The 16,617-nt window shown below is 65.9% G+C and carries 13 protein-coding genes; 6 read left to right on the forward strand and 7 right to left on the reverse strand.

Features of this window, described 5'->3' with window-relative positions:
- Window positions 1-141: 141 nt before the first annotated feature.
- Window positions 142-1,548 (reverse strand): wax ester/triacylglycerol synthase family O-acyltransferase, encoded by a 1,407-nt coding sequence (locus tag Q9K23_RS16185; RefSeq protein WP_053777300.1) that lies wholly within the window; start codon window positions 1,546-1,548, stop codon window positions 142-144.
- Between the two features lie 101 nt (window positions 1,549-1,649).
- On the opposite strand from Q9K23_RS16185, the gene Q9K23_RS16190 reads away from it, so the two are divergent.
- A complete protein-coding gene (locus Q9K23_RS16190; RefSeq protein ID WP_261977923.1) occupies window positions 1,650-2,252 on the forward strand; it encodes a YdcF family protein in 603 nt (200 codons plus the stop codon).
- A gap of 16 nt (window positions 2,253-2,268) precedes the next feature.
- Here the strand turns inward: Q9K23_RS16190 and Q9K23_RS16195 are convergent, their stop codons facing one another.
- Together Q9K23_RS16195 and Q9K23_RS16200 are read right to left on the reverse strand one after the other, a co-directional pair.
- Window positions 2,269-3,177 carry an SGNH/GDSL hydrolase family protein gene (locus Q9K23_RS16195; RefSeq protein ID WP_244882799.1) on the reverse strand — a complete coding sequence of 303 codons (909 nt, stop codon included), beginning with the start codon at window positions 3,175-3,177 and terminating at the stop codon, window positions 2,269-2,271.
- A gap of 74 nt (window positions 3,178-3,251) precedes the next feature.
- Window positions 3,252-3,653, reverse strand: coding sequence for a hypothetical protein (locus tag Q9K23_RS16200; protein ID WP_053777299.1), 402 nt, complete (start codon window positions 3,651-3,653; stop codon window positions 3,252-3,254).
- Window positions 3,654-4,034: 381 nt separating this feature from the next.
- On the opposite strand from Q9K23_RS16200, the gene Q9K23_RS16205 reads away from it, so the two are divergent.
- From Q9K23_RS16205 to Q9K23_RS16215, 3 genes are read left to right on the forward strand one after another with little or no spacing between them, the layout of a single operon-like run.
- Entirely contained in the window at window positions 4,035-5,204 is a 1,170-nt protein-coding gene (locus tag Q9K23_RS16205; RefSeq protein ID WP_053777298.1) for a polysaccharide deacetylase, read from the forward strand.
- Between the two features lie 7 nt (window positions 5,205-5,211).
- Entirely contained in the window at window positions 5,212-6,186 is a 975-nt protein-coding gene (locus tag Q9K23_RS16210; protein WP_053777306.1) for an ABC transporter substrate-binding protein, read from the forward strand.
- A gap of 26 nt (window positions 6,187-6,212) precedes the next feature.
- A complete protein-coding gene (locus Q9K23_RS16215; protein WP_053777305.1) occupies window positions 6,213-7,190 on the forward strand; it encodes an alpha/beta fold hydrolase in 978 nt (325 codons plus the stop codon).
- 310 nt (window positions 7,191-7,500) lie between these two features.
- Here Q9K23_RS16215 and Q9K23_RS16220 read toward each other — a convergent pair whose 3' ends face one another.
- Both Q9K23_RS16220 and Q9K23_RS16225 read right to left on the reverse strand, forming a co-directional pair.
- Complete coding sequence (locus tag Q9K23_RS16220; RefSeq protein ID WP_305950137.1) at window positions 7,501-8,811, reverse strand: ISL3 family transposase; 1,311 nt, start codon at window positions 8,809-8,811, stop codon at window positions 7,501-7,503.
- A 493-nt stretch (window positions 8,812-9,304) separates the two neighbouring features.
- Window positions 9,305-10,705, reverse strand: a complete 1,401-nt coding sequence (locus tag Q9K23_RS16225; RefSeq protein ID WP_261977773.1) for an alanine--tRNA ligase-related protein — start codon at window positions 10,703-10,705, stop codon at window positions 9,305-9,307.
- A 408-nt stretch (window positions 10,706-11,113) separates the two neighbouring features.
- Here Q9K23_RS16225 and Q9K23_RS16230 point away from each other — a divergent pair, with 408 nt between their 5' ends.
- Window positions 11,114-13,321 carry a DUF2156 domain-containing protein gene (locus tag Q9K23_RS16230; protein WP_082365775.1) on the forward strand — a complete coding sequence of 736 codons (2,208 nt, stop codon included), beginning with the start codon at window positions 11,114-11,116 and terminating at the stop codon, window positions 13,319-13,321.
- Window positions 13,322-13,380: 59 nt separating this feature from the next.
- Here the strand turns inward: Q9K23_RS16230 and Q9K23_RS16235 are convergent, their stop codons facing one another.
- Window positions 13,381-14,427 carry a hypothetical protein gene (locus tag Q9K23_RS16235; RefSeq protein WP_152972657.1) on the reverse strand — a complete coding sequence of 349 codons (1,047 nt, stop codon included), beginning with the start codon at window positions 14,425-14,427 and terminating at the stop codon, window positions 13,381-13,383.
- Between the two features lie 430 nt (window positions 14,428-14,857).
- A complete protein-coding gene (locus Q9K23_RS16240) occupies window positions 14,858-15,502 on the reverse strand; it encodes a TRIC cation channel family protein (protein ID WP_222838365.1) in 645 nt (214 codons plus the stop codon).
- A 293-nt stretch (window positions 15,503-15,795) separates the two neighbouring features.
- Here Q9K23_RS16240 and Q9K23_RS16245 point away from each other — a divergent pair, with 293 nt between their 5' ends.
- A complete protein-coding gene (locus Q9K23_RS16245) occupies window positions 15,796-16,611 on the forward strand; it encodes a PrsW family glutamic-type intramembrane protease (protein ID WP_160319579.1) in 816 nt (271 codons plus the stop codon).
- Window positions 16,612-16,617 lie beyond the last annotated feature (6 nt).

A 16,617-nucleotide genomic window follows, 5' to 3' on the forward strand; every position in this document is an offset into this window, starting at 1 on the left:
CCTGTGTCATGTCGATCCGTCACTGTGTCGGACATCACGAAATGGTCAGGCCGATCGGCTTGCCGGTGGCGAATCATCTGCAGGGTGGTGTGGAGATGTCGGTCAGGCGGTGATGTTGGTCACCGGAAATGCGCGATTCGGTCACCCCGGCAGATCTGCAGCCTTCTCCAGCTCGTCGAGGGCGGTGTCGAGATGGGTGAGCAGGCGCTGCAGGCTCGGAAGCTCCTTGCGTGCGCCGATCAGGCCGAAGTTCACGTGCTCGGCCGTGGTGGTCACGGTGATGTTGAGCGCCATACCCTCCATCACCACCGACACCGGGTAGACGCCGTCGAGCCGTGCCCCGTTCCAGTACATGTGCTCACTCGGTCCCGGCACGTTGCTGATCATCAGGTTGAACTGCGGTGGGGTGTAGCGGACGAAGCCGGGCACCGGGGCCAGCGCGAGCGAGACGATCGTCGCGGCACCGTAGGCAAGTGCCTGCAGCGGTGACAGGCTGCGGATCACCCGCTTCGACTCGCGCATCGAGTTGACCAGGGTGTGCAGACGCCGCTCCGGGTCGGGCTGGTCGGTGGCGAGATTGGTGAGGATCGCGGTGATCGCGTTGCCGTCGGAATCGCCCTCGTCGTGCATCGACACCGGGACCGCGGCCAGCAGCGGCGCCGCCGGCAGGGCGTCACGGTCGATCAGATACGACCGCAGCGCACTCGAACACATCGCGACGATGACGTCGTTGATCGTGATGCCCATCGCGGAGGCGACCGCGCGCACCCGCTCGGTGGACCACTGCTGTGCGGCGAAGCGTCGGGCACTGCCGATCGGCACGTCGAGGATGGTCCGGGGGGCCGGGCGGAACGGTGCGGCGAAATCGGAGTTGGTCATCGCGGTCCATGCGATCCGCGCGGCGGCGGGACCGATCCCCACGAGCTGGGTTCCGATCCCGACGGCGGTGCCGGCGAATCCGAGGATCCCCGAGATCGGTGACGACGGCGAGGGCGCGTGCGCCGGATCGCGGCGACGCCGGTGCCGGGTGAGCGCCGGGTCCCACGGGGCGGTGCCGGAGCGGTCGTCGGGGTCTGCGTTCAGCGTCCGCTGCAGCAGTCGCAATGCCGACACCCCGTCGATCAGCGAGTGATGGAGTTTGGAGTAGAGCGCCACCCGGCCGTCGTCGAGGCCCTCGATGATGTGCAGTTCCCACATCGGCCGGTTCCGGTCGAGCAGGGCGCTGTGATGCAGCGAGACGTACCGGAACAGCTCGCGGATGCGGCCGGGGCGGGGCAGGACGGCGTGGCGGACGTGATAGTCGACGTCGATCTCGTCGTCGTGCGACCACGCGAACACCCCGAGCATGCTCGCCGGGGAGGCCGGCCGCTTGCAGAACAGGGCGTCGATCTCGGTGCAGCGGGTGAACCGGTCGATCATCTCCTCGGCGAGCTCGGTGCCGGTCTGGCCCTCGCGGGGGACGAACAGCTGCAGGCCGCCGACGTGCATCGGCTGCTCTCGGGTCTCCGCGATCAGGAACATCGATTCGGTGACGGGCATGTACTCCATGGCGCTGCGCCTCCCTCCGCGTGCGTGGGGTCCGGGCGCACGACGGCCCGAACCTTCTGTGGTTCAGGTCACAGTACAACGGGTTCACTACCGTGGTGCGGGTGAGTGTCCGTTTCGTCGCGGGGCGTCTGGTGGTGTTCGGACTGATCGCCGTGGAACTGATCGTCGCGATCGCGGCGACCTGGGTGTACGTCGCCGCGGCCGGCCGGGTGCTCGACGCCGGCACCCTTCCGCGTGACAGCACGCTGGTGGTTCTCGGGTCACTGGTCTCCGACGGTGAACCCGGTGACTATGTGCGGGGCCGCCTGGAAACCGCGCTGGACCTCTACCGCGACGGTCATGTGGCGCGAATCATCAACTCGGGCAACGGCTCCGCCGATGCCGGTGACGAGCCCGCGGTGATGCGCGCCTACCTCGAGGCGCGCGGGGTGCCCGCCGCGGTCATCGTCGACGACCCCGTCGGCTTCGACACCGCCGACACCTGTCGCGGACTTCGTGATCGTTTCGAGGTGCGCCGTCCGGTGCTGATCACCCAGGACTTCCACCTCGACCGGGCGATCGCCCTGTGCCGGCGCCTGGGCGTCGACGACCCCACCGGCGTGGTGGCGGGGTGCGCGTGCTCATGGCCGACGGTGTTCCGCAATCACCTGCGCGAGACGTTCCTCGCCCGGCCTCGGGCACTGTTGACCGCCATCTCGGGCTGATACCGTGCCATGGCGTCTATTCGTTGCGCTCGACCAGTTCGGCGACGAGATGAGCGATGGCCACCTTGCCCGCCGGGCGTTCATGATACGGGGCCGGCGCCTCCCAGCCGTACAGCCAGGGATCGGCGGTACACACACCGTGACCTCGGCCGGCGTGGGACGCCCGTACCAGGTGTGCGCCGGCCTCCGTAGCCGCCTCGGAGATCGCCTCGGTGACGTTGTCGAGGACGTCGAGGGTCAGCGCCAGTTGCTCACGTGTCAACGGCATCTCCGAGCATGGCTCGTCGCCGTGCTGGGCCAGGGGTGGATAGTCGACGAACACCACCCGGGCTTTCGGCGCCCGCTGTTCGATCTCGACGAGCATGTTGTCGAGGGACTGGTTGAGTTCGGCGTATGCCGAATCCGGCGGCCGTGGTGAGGGATGGGGGTTGCAGTGGCCACCGGGCTCGAACGGCCCGGCCGTCAGGCAACTCTGCGCCATCACCCGGGGGATGTAGGCGATGTTGTTGCCGCCGATCGTGACCGTGATCAGCGTGGTGTCGGCGGTGATCGCCTCGATCTGCGGGGCGCTCGCCGCATTCGGCTGAGCGCGATGCAGGATGTCCTCGGTGGTGGCCCCCGAACAGGTCACGTCCACCAGCCGCATACCGAGCAACTCGGCGACCTTGTTCGGATAGTTGTCCTTCGACCGGCCACACGGGGCGTCGGTCAGGACGCTGCCGCCCGGTCCGGCGGCATAGGAACTGCCCAGCGCCACATACTGTTCGGGCGGTCCCGAATGAGACCCGGAGGACGGTGGGAGCGCCTGCGGTGCAGCCGTGTCCGAGTTGGTATCGGTACAGGCGGTGGCCGCGAGGGTAACGGCGATGATCGTGGCAAGGGTCGATGCGAGGGTGGGCGTGGCGCGGCCCGGGTCCCTCGCCACGCCCGATCGTGCTGGGAACATCACGGTACGGTCTACATCCTCAGGAATTGATCGGTGCAGGGTCAGCCGCCGGGTCAGCCGATCTGGCACACCCACTGCTGGGTCGATTCGGCCCAGATGTAAGTGCCTGTCGCGCCGCTCTGGTCGGTGCATGCGTGGCCGCCCGGGTCGTCATCGCGCACTGGCGATTTGGTGGTCGTGGTGACTCGCGGTGCATCGCCGGTGATCTCGCAGATCCACTGATTTCCCGTGTTGTCCCAGACGTATTTGCCCGGTGCGCCGCTCTGGTCGGTGCACGCGTGGCCGCCCGGATCGTCGTCGCGCGCCGGAGTGGTGGTGTTCTGGTGCTGGCTTTGCGGCCGGGTGGTCGTGGCCGGGGCGTTCTGCTCGGCGTCGTTCGGGGTCGTTGTGGCCCTCGATGTGGTGACCGATGACGATGGGGTCGACGGTGACGGCTTGGCGCTGGAGCTCGACACCGGGGTGTCGCCATCGGATCCGCTGCACGCGCTGAGGGTCAGGACGGCTGTACTCAACAGCCCGGCTGTGATCAGCGCTCGATTCGGGGTTCTCATGTCGCCTTTCGCTCTCTGGTGCCCAAGGGGAACCCGAAGATCGGGTAGGGCGCGGTCCTCATCAGAAGCGACACTATTGCTCGACCGCCGGCACCGAAAGGAAGTCAACAAAACGGTTACATCGGACAACACTCGTTTGTCGACCGCGGTTTCGTGTGTGGGCGCGCGGTACCGTGACAAAGTTCGTGTGCGACGCGGTTTTTCGATTTCACACGAAACTATCGCATTCCCGATATGTCCGATATGCTTCGTCACCATGTGCGTCGGGCGACCAGAAAGGCCGTGATGAGACACCCGCCGCGACGCGTCGGCCCCCTGTTCGTCGGGCTGGTCGCGTTGATGGTGCTCTCGGCCTGTGGGCAGAGCTCCGGTAGTGCCCCGGCGGTGGATTTCCCCCACACGTCCTCCTCGGCTGCCGCCGAGCCCGATCCGACACCGGTCCGCCGCGCGTCGAATGTCCCGATCAGGCCGTTGGCGCCCGGTGAGAAGCCGCCGCAGTTCGTCCTCTTCTCCTTCGACGGCGTCGGGGTGTCGAAGAACTGGGATCTTTTCCTCGAGGCAGCCGAACGCTCCGATGCGCGATTCAGCGCATTGATGACCGGCCTCTACTTTCTGACCGACAAGGCAAAGAAACGTTACCGCGGCCCGGGATACCGGCCCGGGGAGTCCGCACTGGCCTTCGGTGGAACCAAAGCCGAGGTGATCGAACAGATCGAATACCTCAATCGCACCTGGTATGGCGGTCACGAACTGGGTACCCACTACGTCGGACACTTCTGCGCGGGCACGCGCAATCCGGGGAAGAACTGGAGTACCCGGGAATGGAATCACGAGCTCGACCAATTCTTCTCGTTGATGGCCAATTGGCGCAGCAACGACGGGATAACCACTGGCCCCGATCTGGCCTTCGGGCCGCAGGAGGTCAAGGGTGGCCGGACCCAGTGTCTCGAAGGCACCCCAGCGAAACTCTTTCCGGCGCTGCGGGCGCACGACATGACGTGGGACTCCTCGATGCCTGCCGCCCAGCCGGGGGTCTACTGGCCGTCGAAGATCAGCGGTATCTGGGAATTCCAGATCCCGTACGCGTGGTCACCGCCGCTACGGAAACGACAGACCGTGCTGGACTACAACTTCTGGTACACCGTCAACGGTGCACAGGACCGGCCCAAGGACAAGGCCCGGATCAGACGTGTCGTGCTGGACACCTACCGGTACATGTTCAAGCGGGCATATGAGGGCAACCGCGCGCCGCTGGTGATCGCCAATCACATGAACGACTGGAACGGCAATGCGTTCAACCCGGCGACCGCGCAGTTCATGACCGAGACCTGCGGCCGGCCCGAGGTGATCTGTGCGACGCACGCCGATGTGGTGGCGTGGCTCGAGGTGCAGGACCCGAAGGTGCTGCAGGAGTGGACGAGCCGACCGCCGGTTGCGGTGTCGGCAAACCAGTGAGGTGCGAATGAGGCGATTCGGGGACCGGGCCGTGACCCGGACGGCACGTCTGAGCGCGGCCGGGCTCGCGATGGTGCTGGCCGTCGCGGTGGCCGGTTGCTCGTCGGGGAGCGACGACACCTCGGCCGGGTCGACTGTGACGTCGGCATCGGGGACGTCGGCATCGGGGACGTCGACGGCGGCATCGGGTGGCGAGTCGACCGCCGTCGCGCGCGACGGCGCCCTGGCCGCACGTGTCCCCGAACCGATCCGTGGGCGGGGCACCCTGATCGTGGGGACAGCGGTGCCGTTCGCGCCCGGTGAGTTCGGCGAGGACGGTCGGATCGTCGGCTTCGACATCGACGTGATCGATGCGGCCGCGACGATCCTCGGATTGCGTACCGACATCCGCACCACCGATTTCGCCGCCGTGCTGCCCGGCGTTCACGACGGCACGTTCGATGTCGGGGCGAGATTGATCTTCGACACCAAACCCCGCGAGGAGCAGGTCGACATGGTCACCTACTTCAGCGGCGGGACCCAGTGGATGCAGCGGGCCGGCAGCGATGTCGACCCCGAGAACTCCTGTGGTCTGAAGGTTGCGGTGGAGACCGGCACCGTGCAGGCCGACTCCGAACTGCCGGCCAAGAGTTCGGCCTGCGAGACCACCGGCGACAAGCCGATCGACGTGGTCGGATTCGAGACTCTCGACCAGGCGGTCAGCGCACTGCGTGACGGTCAGGTCGACGCGGTCAGTGCGGACTCACCGGTGACCGCGTACGCGGTCTCCCGCTCGTCCGGCGCGTTGAGCGTGGCCGGAACCCCGTTCGACACCGAACCGTATGCGTTCCCGGTACCGAAGGGATCGGCCCTGGCACAACCACTTCGCGACGCGGTTCAGAAGCTCGTCGACAGCGGGCGGTTGTCGGCGATCGCGCACCGGTGGGGGCTGCAGGACGGACTGATCGCCACGTCCACGATCAACGGGGCGACCGAGTCATGACCACCCAGCTCAGGAGTCGCCGGACCATGCGAACCACGGTGCGCCGCACGCTGACCGGACTCTGCGGCGCACTCGCCGTCGGGCTCGTGCTCGCCGGCTGCTCGTCGACCTCCACCGACGCGGTGCCGACCGCATCGACGGCCGATCCCGGCGCGGCCGCAGCAGATTTCGCGAAGGTGGTGGCCTCGTCGAATGTCGATGCCCGCCGCTACCTCTATCCGACCACCACAGGCAGCCGCGACGACGACCAGAACTGGGCCGATGTCTTCCTGCCGAAGGGGGCGCAGGGGGAGAACTCGGTGCCGCTGGTGATCCTCATCCACGGCGGATCCTGGCAGTCGCAGGTCGGTGCCGACACCTTCGTCACCTTCTCGCGGCGACTCGCCGAGCGCGGCCTCGCCGTCTACAACGTCGAGTACCGGCGTGTGGGGTCCGGGGGCGGATGGCCGACCACCTTCCAAGACGTCGCCGCCGCACTGGACTACGTGCCGACCGTGGCCGCGAGCATCCCGGAGATCGACGAGCGCAATGCGGTGGTCGTCGGGCATTCGGCGGGCGGACAACTGGCGATGTGGGCGGGCACCCGGCACAAACTCGAGTCCGGCGAGGTGGGTGCCGAACCGAAGTTCCGTCCCACCAACGTCATCTCACTGGCCGGTCCACTGGACATGCGGGTCGCGGTGAAGCTCGGTGACGACCGGATCGTGCGGGCGCTGGGCGGTGAACCCGACGAGGTCCCCGACCGCTACACCTCGGTCGATCCGATCCAGAACCTCGACCCCGCCACCCCCACCATCGCGATGGTCGGCAAGAACGACAAGGTGGTGCCGCCGGTGCTGTCCCAGAACTACGTGGCCGCCGACAAGGCCGCGGGTGGATCGGCGCGATTGGTGTTGCTCGACGACACCGATCACGGCACCATCGTCGATCCACGGGCGCCGGCGTTCACGGTGGTGCTGGAGACCATCAGCCGTGCCGCGCACAACGCGCAGCGGTCGGGCTGACCATTGATGGTTCTTCCTGAACTGGTGGTTCGTCTCTGAATCGGGTTGGGGGTCGACCTGTTTCAGATCCTCGGTCGGCGGAGTGGTCCAGATGAATGAGCTTTGGCCCCAGACCTTGGACAAGGGGTGTGATCCGGCTGATTCTGGCGTGGGCAGCGTCGGCTGAGGCAAACGCGATGGGTTGGTCTGTGGCGTCGAGTTCGGCGCACGCTCGTTCGACGTCGGCGGGGTGTTGCCGCCGGTCTGGTGGTTGATCAGCGACCGCGCCGCGATCGCGGAGAACGGGTGCAGGTATGTGGCTCTTCCTAATTCAGAGTGCGCGCAGGCTTTCTGCGAGTTGGCCGGAGTGGATGAGCGACCGCAAGATGTAGTGGGTGAGGTTACGGAACCCGAGGGCGATGCCGCGCAGATGCTCGAGGCGCCCGTTGATGGCTTCGACTGGGCCGTTGGAGGCGCCGGTGTCGAAGTAGGCGAGGATCTCGGCCCGTCGTGACCACAACGAACGCCCGAGTTGGGCCAGCTCTGATAGTCCGGCGGGCACGCCGGTCTTGATCTTCTTGAGCAGCTTGTACATTGCGATCTTGCTGTCCCGCTTGGTGGGTTGCTCGTAGGCATCGATCAACTCCTGGTAGATCGCGTAGGTGACCGCAACGGCCACGTGCTCCTCGCGGGCATCGAGGCCGCCGCGCAGCCGAGTCTTCTGCTTGTCGGTGAGCAACCCGATCCGGGTCAACAAGGTGCGACGGATGCCGTAGAGCGGATCCCCGGATCGACCGCGATGCCCGCACGTATCTTGTTGCACGCGTTGACGACACAAGGTCAATTTCTCCGCTGCCAGATGCACGACGTGGAAGGGGTCCATCACCACACGCGCCTTGTCGAGGGCTTCGGCAGTGGCGGTGCGATACCCGGTGAACCCGTCCATCGTGACCACCCGAATCCGGTCGCGGAACCCCTGATCCCGCGCGCCGAGCCAGTCTTTGAGCGCGGCTTTGGAGCGGCCGGCGACCATATCCAGCAACCGGGCCGGGCCGGTTCCATCCACGATCGGGGTGAGATCGACCAGGACGGTCACGAAATTCGGATCACCCTTGCCGCGAACGTGTTTCCACTTGTGCTCATCGACCCCGAGGACCCGCACACCGGCCAACCGGGCCGGTGCAGCAGCCAGCTTCTTGACCGCGGCCAGGGCGAGGGTGTTGACGGTGTTCCAGCTCAACCCGACCGCAGCCGCGACGGCCTTCACACTCATCTTGTCGCTGATCATCGCTCGCATGATCCAGGTGGTGGTGCGGCGGGTGACCTGCGCCCTCGGCGCCACGATGGCGCTGATGTCGGCACGAAACACCGACGTCGTGCAGTCGGTGGTGGCACACACATAGCGCGGCACCGACAGGTGCAGCCGGGTCGGATGCCCGACGATGGGCAGATCGGCGACCTCACGGTCGACATGATCACGCAGCCGACCCGCCTGCCCGCACGTCGGGCAGGTGTTCTTCGGGTCCAGGAGCTGGCAAAACAAGTGGGTACGGTCCTCGCCGTCGATGGCGGCATCGGTGATCGTGACGCCGAGTTCGATCGTGCGGCAAATCGTGTCGGCAATAGCGCTACGCTGCGTCATGGGTCCTGTTGGTGTTCGGATTGGGTGTGTGAGAGCTTTCATCTTCACACCACAGGACCCGCCACGAGCCCAGCGGCTCACCACCGAATCGGACCTACATCTAGTGGACTCGCACACCCATTCGGGCACTCTCAATCAGGAAGAGCCAGGTATGTGGTATGCCGCACCGGCGAGGGAGGTGAGCCGGGCGATGGGCGACCACTCGGATTCCGGCGGCATCACCGATGGGATGAATGCATCTCACTTTCGCCCTGCCCGCGGGAGCGCTCGACGCAGGCGGTTGCTCCGCCGACGATGCGCCTGCGGAGTCCGCCGGCGCGAGCCCACCGAGTACTGCGAATCGATCACGACCGTCCGGCCGATGAGTTCGTCGGCGGGACGACCACGGCTGCCGCCGTTGTGGTGACAGGCCTCAGCCGACGATGGGGAGCGAAAGTTGCCGTCGTCGACGGCATTGCGTACCAACACTGTGAAAGTACGAGTGGAAGGCCCGTCAGCTGACGCCGAGCTTGCTCCCGGCCTGGGAGCGCTCGCGCTGTTGCAGGGTGCATTCGTCGAACTCGGTGCGCCAGTTGTCGGTGACGGTCAGACCGCGTGCGAAGGCCTCTTCGACGGCCAGCTCGACGGGGAATCCGTACCGGTCGTAGAGGATGTAGAAGTCCTCGCCGGTGAGCGGGCGGTTCTCCTTGCCCAGACGCCGCAACTCCCGCAGGCCCTTTCCCAGGGTGCGTCGGAAGGAGCGTTCCTCCTTGGCCAGGGTCGCGAGGATGTCGTCGCCGGCCGCGGCGATGTCCGGGTACGCGTCGGCGTAGATGTCGATGACGACGCGCGCGACCTCACCGATCGCGGAGTCGGGCAGTTCGAGTCCGTGGGCAAACCGGATCGCGCGGCGGATCAAGCGCCGCAGCACGTAGCCGTGCTCCTTGCCGGCCGGTTTCACCCCGTCGCCGATGACAAACACCGCGCCTCGGATGTGGTCGGCGATGATCCGCATGGCATGCGTGTTCTCGTCGTAGGTCCGACCGGAGAGGGTCTCCAACCTCTCGATCAGAGGCCACAGCGTGGACACCCGATAGACATCGGGGCTGTCGATGGAGGCTGCGGCGATGCGCTCCAGACCACCGCCGAAATCGACGTTGCGCCTGCCGAGTTCGCGCAAACCGGATTCCGTGCGGGTGAACTGCATGAACACCGAGTTGCCGATCTCCAGGAACTGTCCGCCGTCGGAGTTCGGGTGGCTGTGGCGCCCGAACGCGGTGTCGTGCTCGACCTGGGGGAAGTAGTAGAACACCTCGGTATCGGGGCCGCCGGGATCGCCGATGGGCATCGTGTCCGGGCCGCCTCCGCGTGACCACCAGTTCTTGTCGCGGTAGAAGCAGATGTGGGCTCCGTGATGACCCTCGTCGTCACCGCGTTGTTCGGTGTCGAGCACGATGCGGTCGGCTGAAACCCCTGCAGCGGTGAACAATTCGGTCCAGATGTCGGCGCTGTCGGTGTCCCGGGGAATGCCGAGCGCCTCGTCGCCGGAGTAGACGCTCACGTAGAGTCGGTTCGGATCGAGGCCGACGATCTCGACGAGGAACTCCCAGAGCATGCGGATCTGCTCGTCCTTGAAGTATCCGCCGAGGCTCCAGTTGCCGAGCATCTCGAAGAACGTGGTGTGACGGTTGTCGCCGACCTCGTCGATGTCCTGTGAACGCAGGCAGGGCTGGACGTCGGCGAGGACGTCTCCCTGCGGATGATCGGCGCCGAGCAGGTAGGGCACCAGGGGCTGCATCCCGCTGCCGGTGAAGAGGGTCGTCGAGTCGTCTCGGAGCACGAGTGGTGCCCGATCCACGATCTTGTGGCCACGGGCTGCGACGAGATCGAGAAAGCCTCGACGAATCTCCTCCACGTTCAACAGAATGAGCTCCTTTGTCGGCGATGAATTCGTCGATTATCCGAGGTGATCGATTGTCGTATCGGGGGATGGCGGATATCTATCTGTTCGACACCCCCATGGTGGCCCTGGCCGTCATTGAGTTGAGTGGACCATCGAGTTGGGTCGACCATTGCGTCGGGTTGACGAAATCAGGTCTCTGTCAATGGAACCAGGTTGGTGGAGGACATACGAATCGAACGTATCGAAGGCACCCCAACCGGCGCATCCCCCTCGACCCTGAACGGGTGATAGTCAGCCTACGATGTGTCGACAATTCTCGGCAAGGCCATTTGCTCAACAGTATGTGTAGGGTTCACAACCCGGTGTTGTCACTGTTTGTGGAGATCGATCTCGGCAAATGATGAATTAATATCGATTTCCATGACCGAAGTTTCAGGAGTGGCCGAGGGTGACACGCCGGGAGATGCGGGCCGTGTCGCGACACGGGCGTCGGTGACCGACGCCGACGAGACATTCCGATCCGGCGCCGTCGCACAGTCGCTGTCCCGGCTCGGACGCCACGCTCGCGACATCGCGGCGCACGCGCCGGTGGCGATCACCCTGAGTGGGGTCCTCCTCGTCGTCGGGCTCATCACCGGAACGTTGTGGGCCGGCACCGAGGGCAAGAGCTGGTTCACCGACATCGCCTACGGCGTCCCGGCTCTGCGTGAGGGCCGATGGTGGACTCCGTTGAGCGGCATGCTGTTCGGGCTGACGCCGGCTCAGCTGGTGAGCATCGTCGTGCTTCTGCTGATCGTGGGGTCGTGGGCGGAGTGGCGTCTCGGCAGCGTCCGCACACTCATCGTGATGATCGTCGGTCAGCTCGCCGGGATTCTGGTGACGTGCCTGTTCGCCTGGGGATTGAGCGCGGACGTCATCGGCGGGATCGGTTGGGGCTGGCCGACGCATCTGGCGACGGTGCGCGACGTCGGCATGACCACTGCCGTGGTCGCCGCGGCTACCGCGGCCACGGCCACGCTCCGCTCACCGTGGCGGCTGCGAGCACGGCTTGTGCTCACTGCGTACGTATCGCTGTCGATTCTGTTCGAGGGCACCTTCGCCGATGTGAGTCACCTCGTTGCCTTCGCGATCATGTTGGTGGCCGGCGAGCGATTGTTCAGTACCGGCGAACGCGGATTCGCTCCGCGAACCCGCCGCGAGGTCCGACTGCTGAGCTTCGCCGGTCTGATCGTGATTGCCGGCTCTTCGATTCTCGTGTGGTTCTTCCCCGGGTCGGGCCCGCTCGGGCCCACCGATTCCGGCGACTCGTCCGTCTGGGCCATGTGGGTTCACGTCGCGGTGATCGCGGTCGTCGCCATGGCATTGCGGCGTGGGCGCCGATGGGCGTGGTGGGTGACGGTGGTCTTCGGTTCACTCAACGTCGTCGCCGTCGTGCTCGCGGTGACCCTGGCGGCGGTCGCCGACTATGCGCCCGAAGGCGTTGTCACGCTGGGCACCTCGCTGTTGTGGCTCGCAGAGGTGGGCATCCTCGTCAGTGGGCGGTTCGCCTTCACCGTCCGTGGCCGCAGCCGTATCTCCGACGGTCCCGGGGTCGATGCGGTCAAGCAACTCCTGCACACCTACGGCGGCGGGACCATGTCGTGGATGACGACCTGGGACAACAACCAGTATCTGTTCGACGCCCCCGGCGCCCCGAGTTCCGTGGTCACCTATCAGCGGCGCGCGGGTGTCCTTCTCGCTCTGGCGGATCCGGTGTGTGCACCAGACCAGGTCGCGGAGACCACGCGGGCATTCACCCGGTTCGCCGAAAGCAGCGGCCTGGTGCCCTGCTGGTTCTCCATCGGTACCCAGACCGCGTCGATCGCACGCGAGATGGGCTGGCGCACAGTTCAGATAGCCGAGGACTCGATCGTCGACCTGCCGGACCTGCAGTACAAGGGCAAGAGCTGGCAGCATGTGCGATCGGCGCTCAACAAGGCGAAGAAGGAGCAGATCACCCATCGCCTCACCCATCTGGCCGACGAGTCCTTCGCGGTGCGGGCGCAGGTCCAGGCGATCTCCGAGGAATGGGTCGGCGACAAGGGGCTGCCCGAGATGGGATTCACCCTGGGTGGGGTCGATGAGGCCCTGGATCCGGAGGTCCGGGTCTCGCTGGCCGTCGACGCCGACGGAAGCATCCACGGTGTGCTGTCGTGGCTCCCGGTCTACGGCCCCGAGAACACCATTCGCGGATGGACTCTGGATGTGATGCGACGCCGCACCGACGGTTTCGGCCCGGTCATCGAGTTCCTCCTGGGTTCGGCGTTCATGGAGTTCAAGGGCGAGGGCGCCCAGTTCGCCTCCCTGTCCGGCGCGCCATTGGCGTCGTCGGACGATTCCGGTGACCGCACCGCGACCGACAGACTGCTCGACATGCTGGGCGCGGCGATGGAGCCGTTCTACGGGTTCCGGTCTCTCCATGCGTTCAAGAAGAAGTTCGGCCCGCGCTATGAGGGCGTGTACCTCGCCTACCGCGATGAAGGCGATCTGCCGCGTATCGGCGTGGCGATCTCGCGCGCATATCTTCCCGACGCGACCCCGGGGCAGCTCGCACGTCTGGCGATGAGCCGCGACGGCGGCGGTCACTAGTCGTTCGGCCACTGGTCATTCGGGATGGCGCGAGCCGTCCCGATGCGGTTCACCTGCGGTCAGAGTCTGGCCTCGGCGGCTCTGGCCTCGGCGGCTCTGGCCTCGGCGTTCTCGGCGGCGCGAAGGCCGCCGAGTTCATCGGAGATCACTGCGATGGTCACGATGCCCATCGCGATGCTCGCCAGTGCGGCGAAGCCGAATTGTGCGAAGTCGGTGACACCGCCGATCAGTGTGAATGCGATCGCCGCCGTCCGGAGGAGCCGCAAGGGCCATTCGGCTTGTGGTGGTCGGCGCCGTGAGCGTCGCCGCGCGATCATCGCGAATCCCGACACCACGAAGGTCGTCGCACCGAGAACCACATAGGTCAGATTCGACACATGGACGAGTCCCGCGGTGTCGTCTGTGATCCCGAACAGGACTTCCGAAGGGCGCCAGGGGATGTCGAGCGCCGACGTCACGGCGACGTGGAGCGATACGGCGACCATCAGCCACCCGAAGATCGTCGTCCACACCGGAGAGCGCACCAGGGTCGGTGTGTGCGCGCGGAGTCGACGGGTGACCGCATGGACGCGATCGGGTGCGGATTCGCATACTGCGAGCATGTCGGTGACGGCCTGCACCGACCGTGGATCGACTCCCTTGGCGTGTGCTGTCTGCAGGAGATTCTCGGCATCCGCGCGCCGTCGCGGAGTGAGTCCGCTGGTCACGCCCTGCGCGGCGATCATCGCCGCGTTGGCGAGGGATTCGTGCGGGGTCGGCCGGCGTGCGATACGGACGATGTTTCCGCCGAGAATGATCACGAGAACGGTGATGTAGATGATGTCGGCGCTGGGGTGATAGAAGTAGTCGTTGGTCTTCGTCACGAATTTGCCGACCTCGTCGACGAACAACCCGAAACCGATGCCGCCGATGATCACGCTGGTGGTGCGGACACGGAATCCGATGAACAGCCATTGGATGGTCAGGGCGACGGTCATCAGCGCTCCGCCGTACAGCGCGTGCGCGATATGCAGTGACCCGCTACCGATCTGCGGGTATCCGGTGATGTCGAGGTAGGCGCGCGTGACCATGATGGTGATCGTCGCCGCGATGATGAAGAGTGTCACCCACGTGACGCCACCTGCGGAGCGCACGAAGTTGTGTGGTGCCCACGCCTGTCGACCGACTGCATCGAGTCGGTCGACAGTGGTGTTCTGCACGGGGTATGCCCAATCTGTTCGTGACGGGCCCACGACGTACCACCACGGCCCAGCGGGTGGAAATTCAGTGGAGGACATACGAATCGAACGTATCGAAGGCACCCCATCCGGCGCATCCCCCTTGGTGAAGCGCTTTCCACGCTAACTCGACGACGGGCCCGGTGGCAATCGGATGCTCCCACAACTCTTCTGACAATCGACAAGCATTGCTTGTCGTCCCCTGTCGGCGCCGTGGGTGGGATGTCGCTGTGGGTGGGTCGGCGCTGTGGATGGGATGCCGCTGTGGGTGGGACGGTGGTGGGGACAGGCAACGCCGCATCTGTCGTCGGCCTGGCCGTCACGTCAGGTGTGGAACCTGCCAGTCGAGGAGCACTGCGAGAGTGCGTAATCCGAATGTGGCCACGAAGCCGCACCACAGGGCCACCGCCGGCCGCCCGAGGTACGTGAGGGTCACCGCGACGACCAATGCACCCGCCAACGCCGCTGTGCCATAAACGCTCTGGGACAAGACATAGGGTGTCCTCCCGAGTAGGACATCACGGATGATTCCTCCGCCTGTGGCGCTGATGCCGCCGATCACGGTTGTCACCACGATGCTGCACCCCATGCCGAACGCCTTCTCCGCGCCGGCGATCGCGACGAATGCCAAGGCGGCCGCGTCGCACAGCGCGAGGGCCGTCGCCGGGACGGCGTCGGCCAGTCCGACGAGCACGAATGCGACCGTGGCGCCGGTGAGTGCGGCGACGACGCGCGACGAGGACCTCAGAGATGCCGGTGGCAGAAAGCCGAGCAGGACGTCGCGCAGGATTCCGCCACCGAGGCCGACGATGAACCCCACGACGAGGATTCCGAGGATGTCGAGATCGGTCTGGGCGGCTGCGGCAGCCCCCTCGAAACCGAACAATGCGGTCGCGACGAGGTCGACGGCGGTGAATGTCCGCCCGCTCAGTTGCGAGCGATTGCCGCTGTCAGGCGTCGCCACGACCACTTCTCGACCGGTCCGGCGCGTAGCGCACATTGCTCTACCTACTTTGCGGCATCGTCGATGGGTGTGGGGAGGTCGCCGCGATGATAGTCGACGATCCGACGGTGATGCTCGGGATACAACCACGCCGTGTGGGCCCTCAGATAATCGTGTCGAGTGACCTGCTTGCGGACCCGCACTCAGATGTCCTAGCGTCAACGTTGCGTCACCACAAGGGGATTCGCCGAATGTCGCACACGATGTCGCCCACCGTAGGAGGGAGTCGTATGTCGACGAACCAGCAGTCTCCGATGCCCGGTCGGGATGGGGCGCACCACCCCGGCCCCCGCCCGTATCGGCCCCGGAAGTGGTACGACTGGGCCTTTCTCATCGCGGCGGCACTCGGGCTCCTGTTTTTCGGCATCGGCGAGATGACAGACATCGTCGACGATCCCGGCGCCGGTGGGGTCGCGCTGATCGCCGCACTGATCGAGATCGCGATCTTCGCTCTGATCGTACGTTTCCTCATGCCGGTCGACCGGTTTCCCCGCACCCGCATCGACATCGTCTCCGCGGTGATCTGGGGCGGTCTCATCGCGGCCGGGATCGCCGGGAACCTCAACAGCCTGGGCACGGGAACGCTGATCGCGCCGTTCAGCGAGGAACTCACCAAAGTCGTCGGAGTACTGGTCGTGTTGGGGTACAGCGCGATCGTGGTCACCCCGGCGGGTGGTTTCGTCATCGGCTTTGTCATCGGAGCATCGTTCGAGGTCGTCGAGAACATCGGTTACATCACGGGAGCGGACACCAATGGTGGGGATGCGGTGTCGACGGCCCTCGCCCGAACCTGGATCGGTTTTGCGCTGCATCCGATGTGGGTTGCGGTGACCGGAGCCGCCCTCGCCTACGCCCTCACGCAGCGGTCCACTCGGGGGTGGCTGGCCTTCGCGGGCGCGGTGATCGGCGCGGTGATACTCCACGGAGTGTGGGACAACGTCGCCATCCCGGTTGTTCTTGCCCTCGTGTACGTGGTGATCGTCGTGACCGTCGTCGTGGTGGGGTTCCGGGTCCGGCGCGGCCCAGCGGCTCCGGCGACGCTGCTGCGCCGGCCCGTGCTCGATACGTGAGAATCG

Source organism: Gordonia sp. NB41Y (genome assembly GCF_030718915.1).
Lineage (GTDB): Bacteria > Actinomycetota > Actinomycetes > Mycobacteriales > Mycobacteriaceae > Gordonia > Gordonia desulfuricans.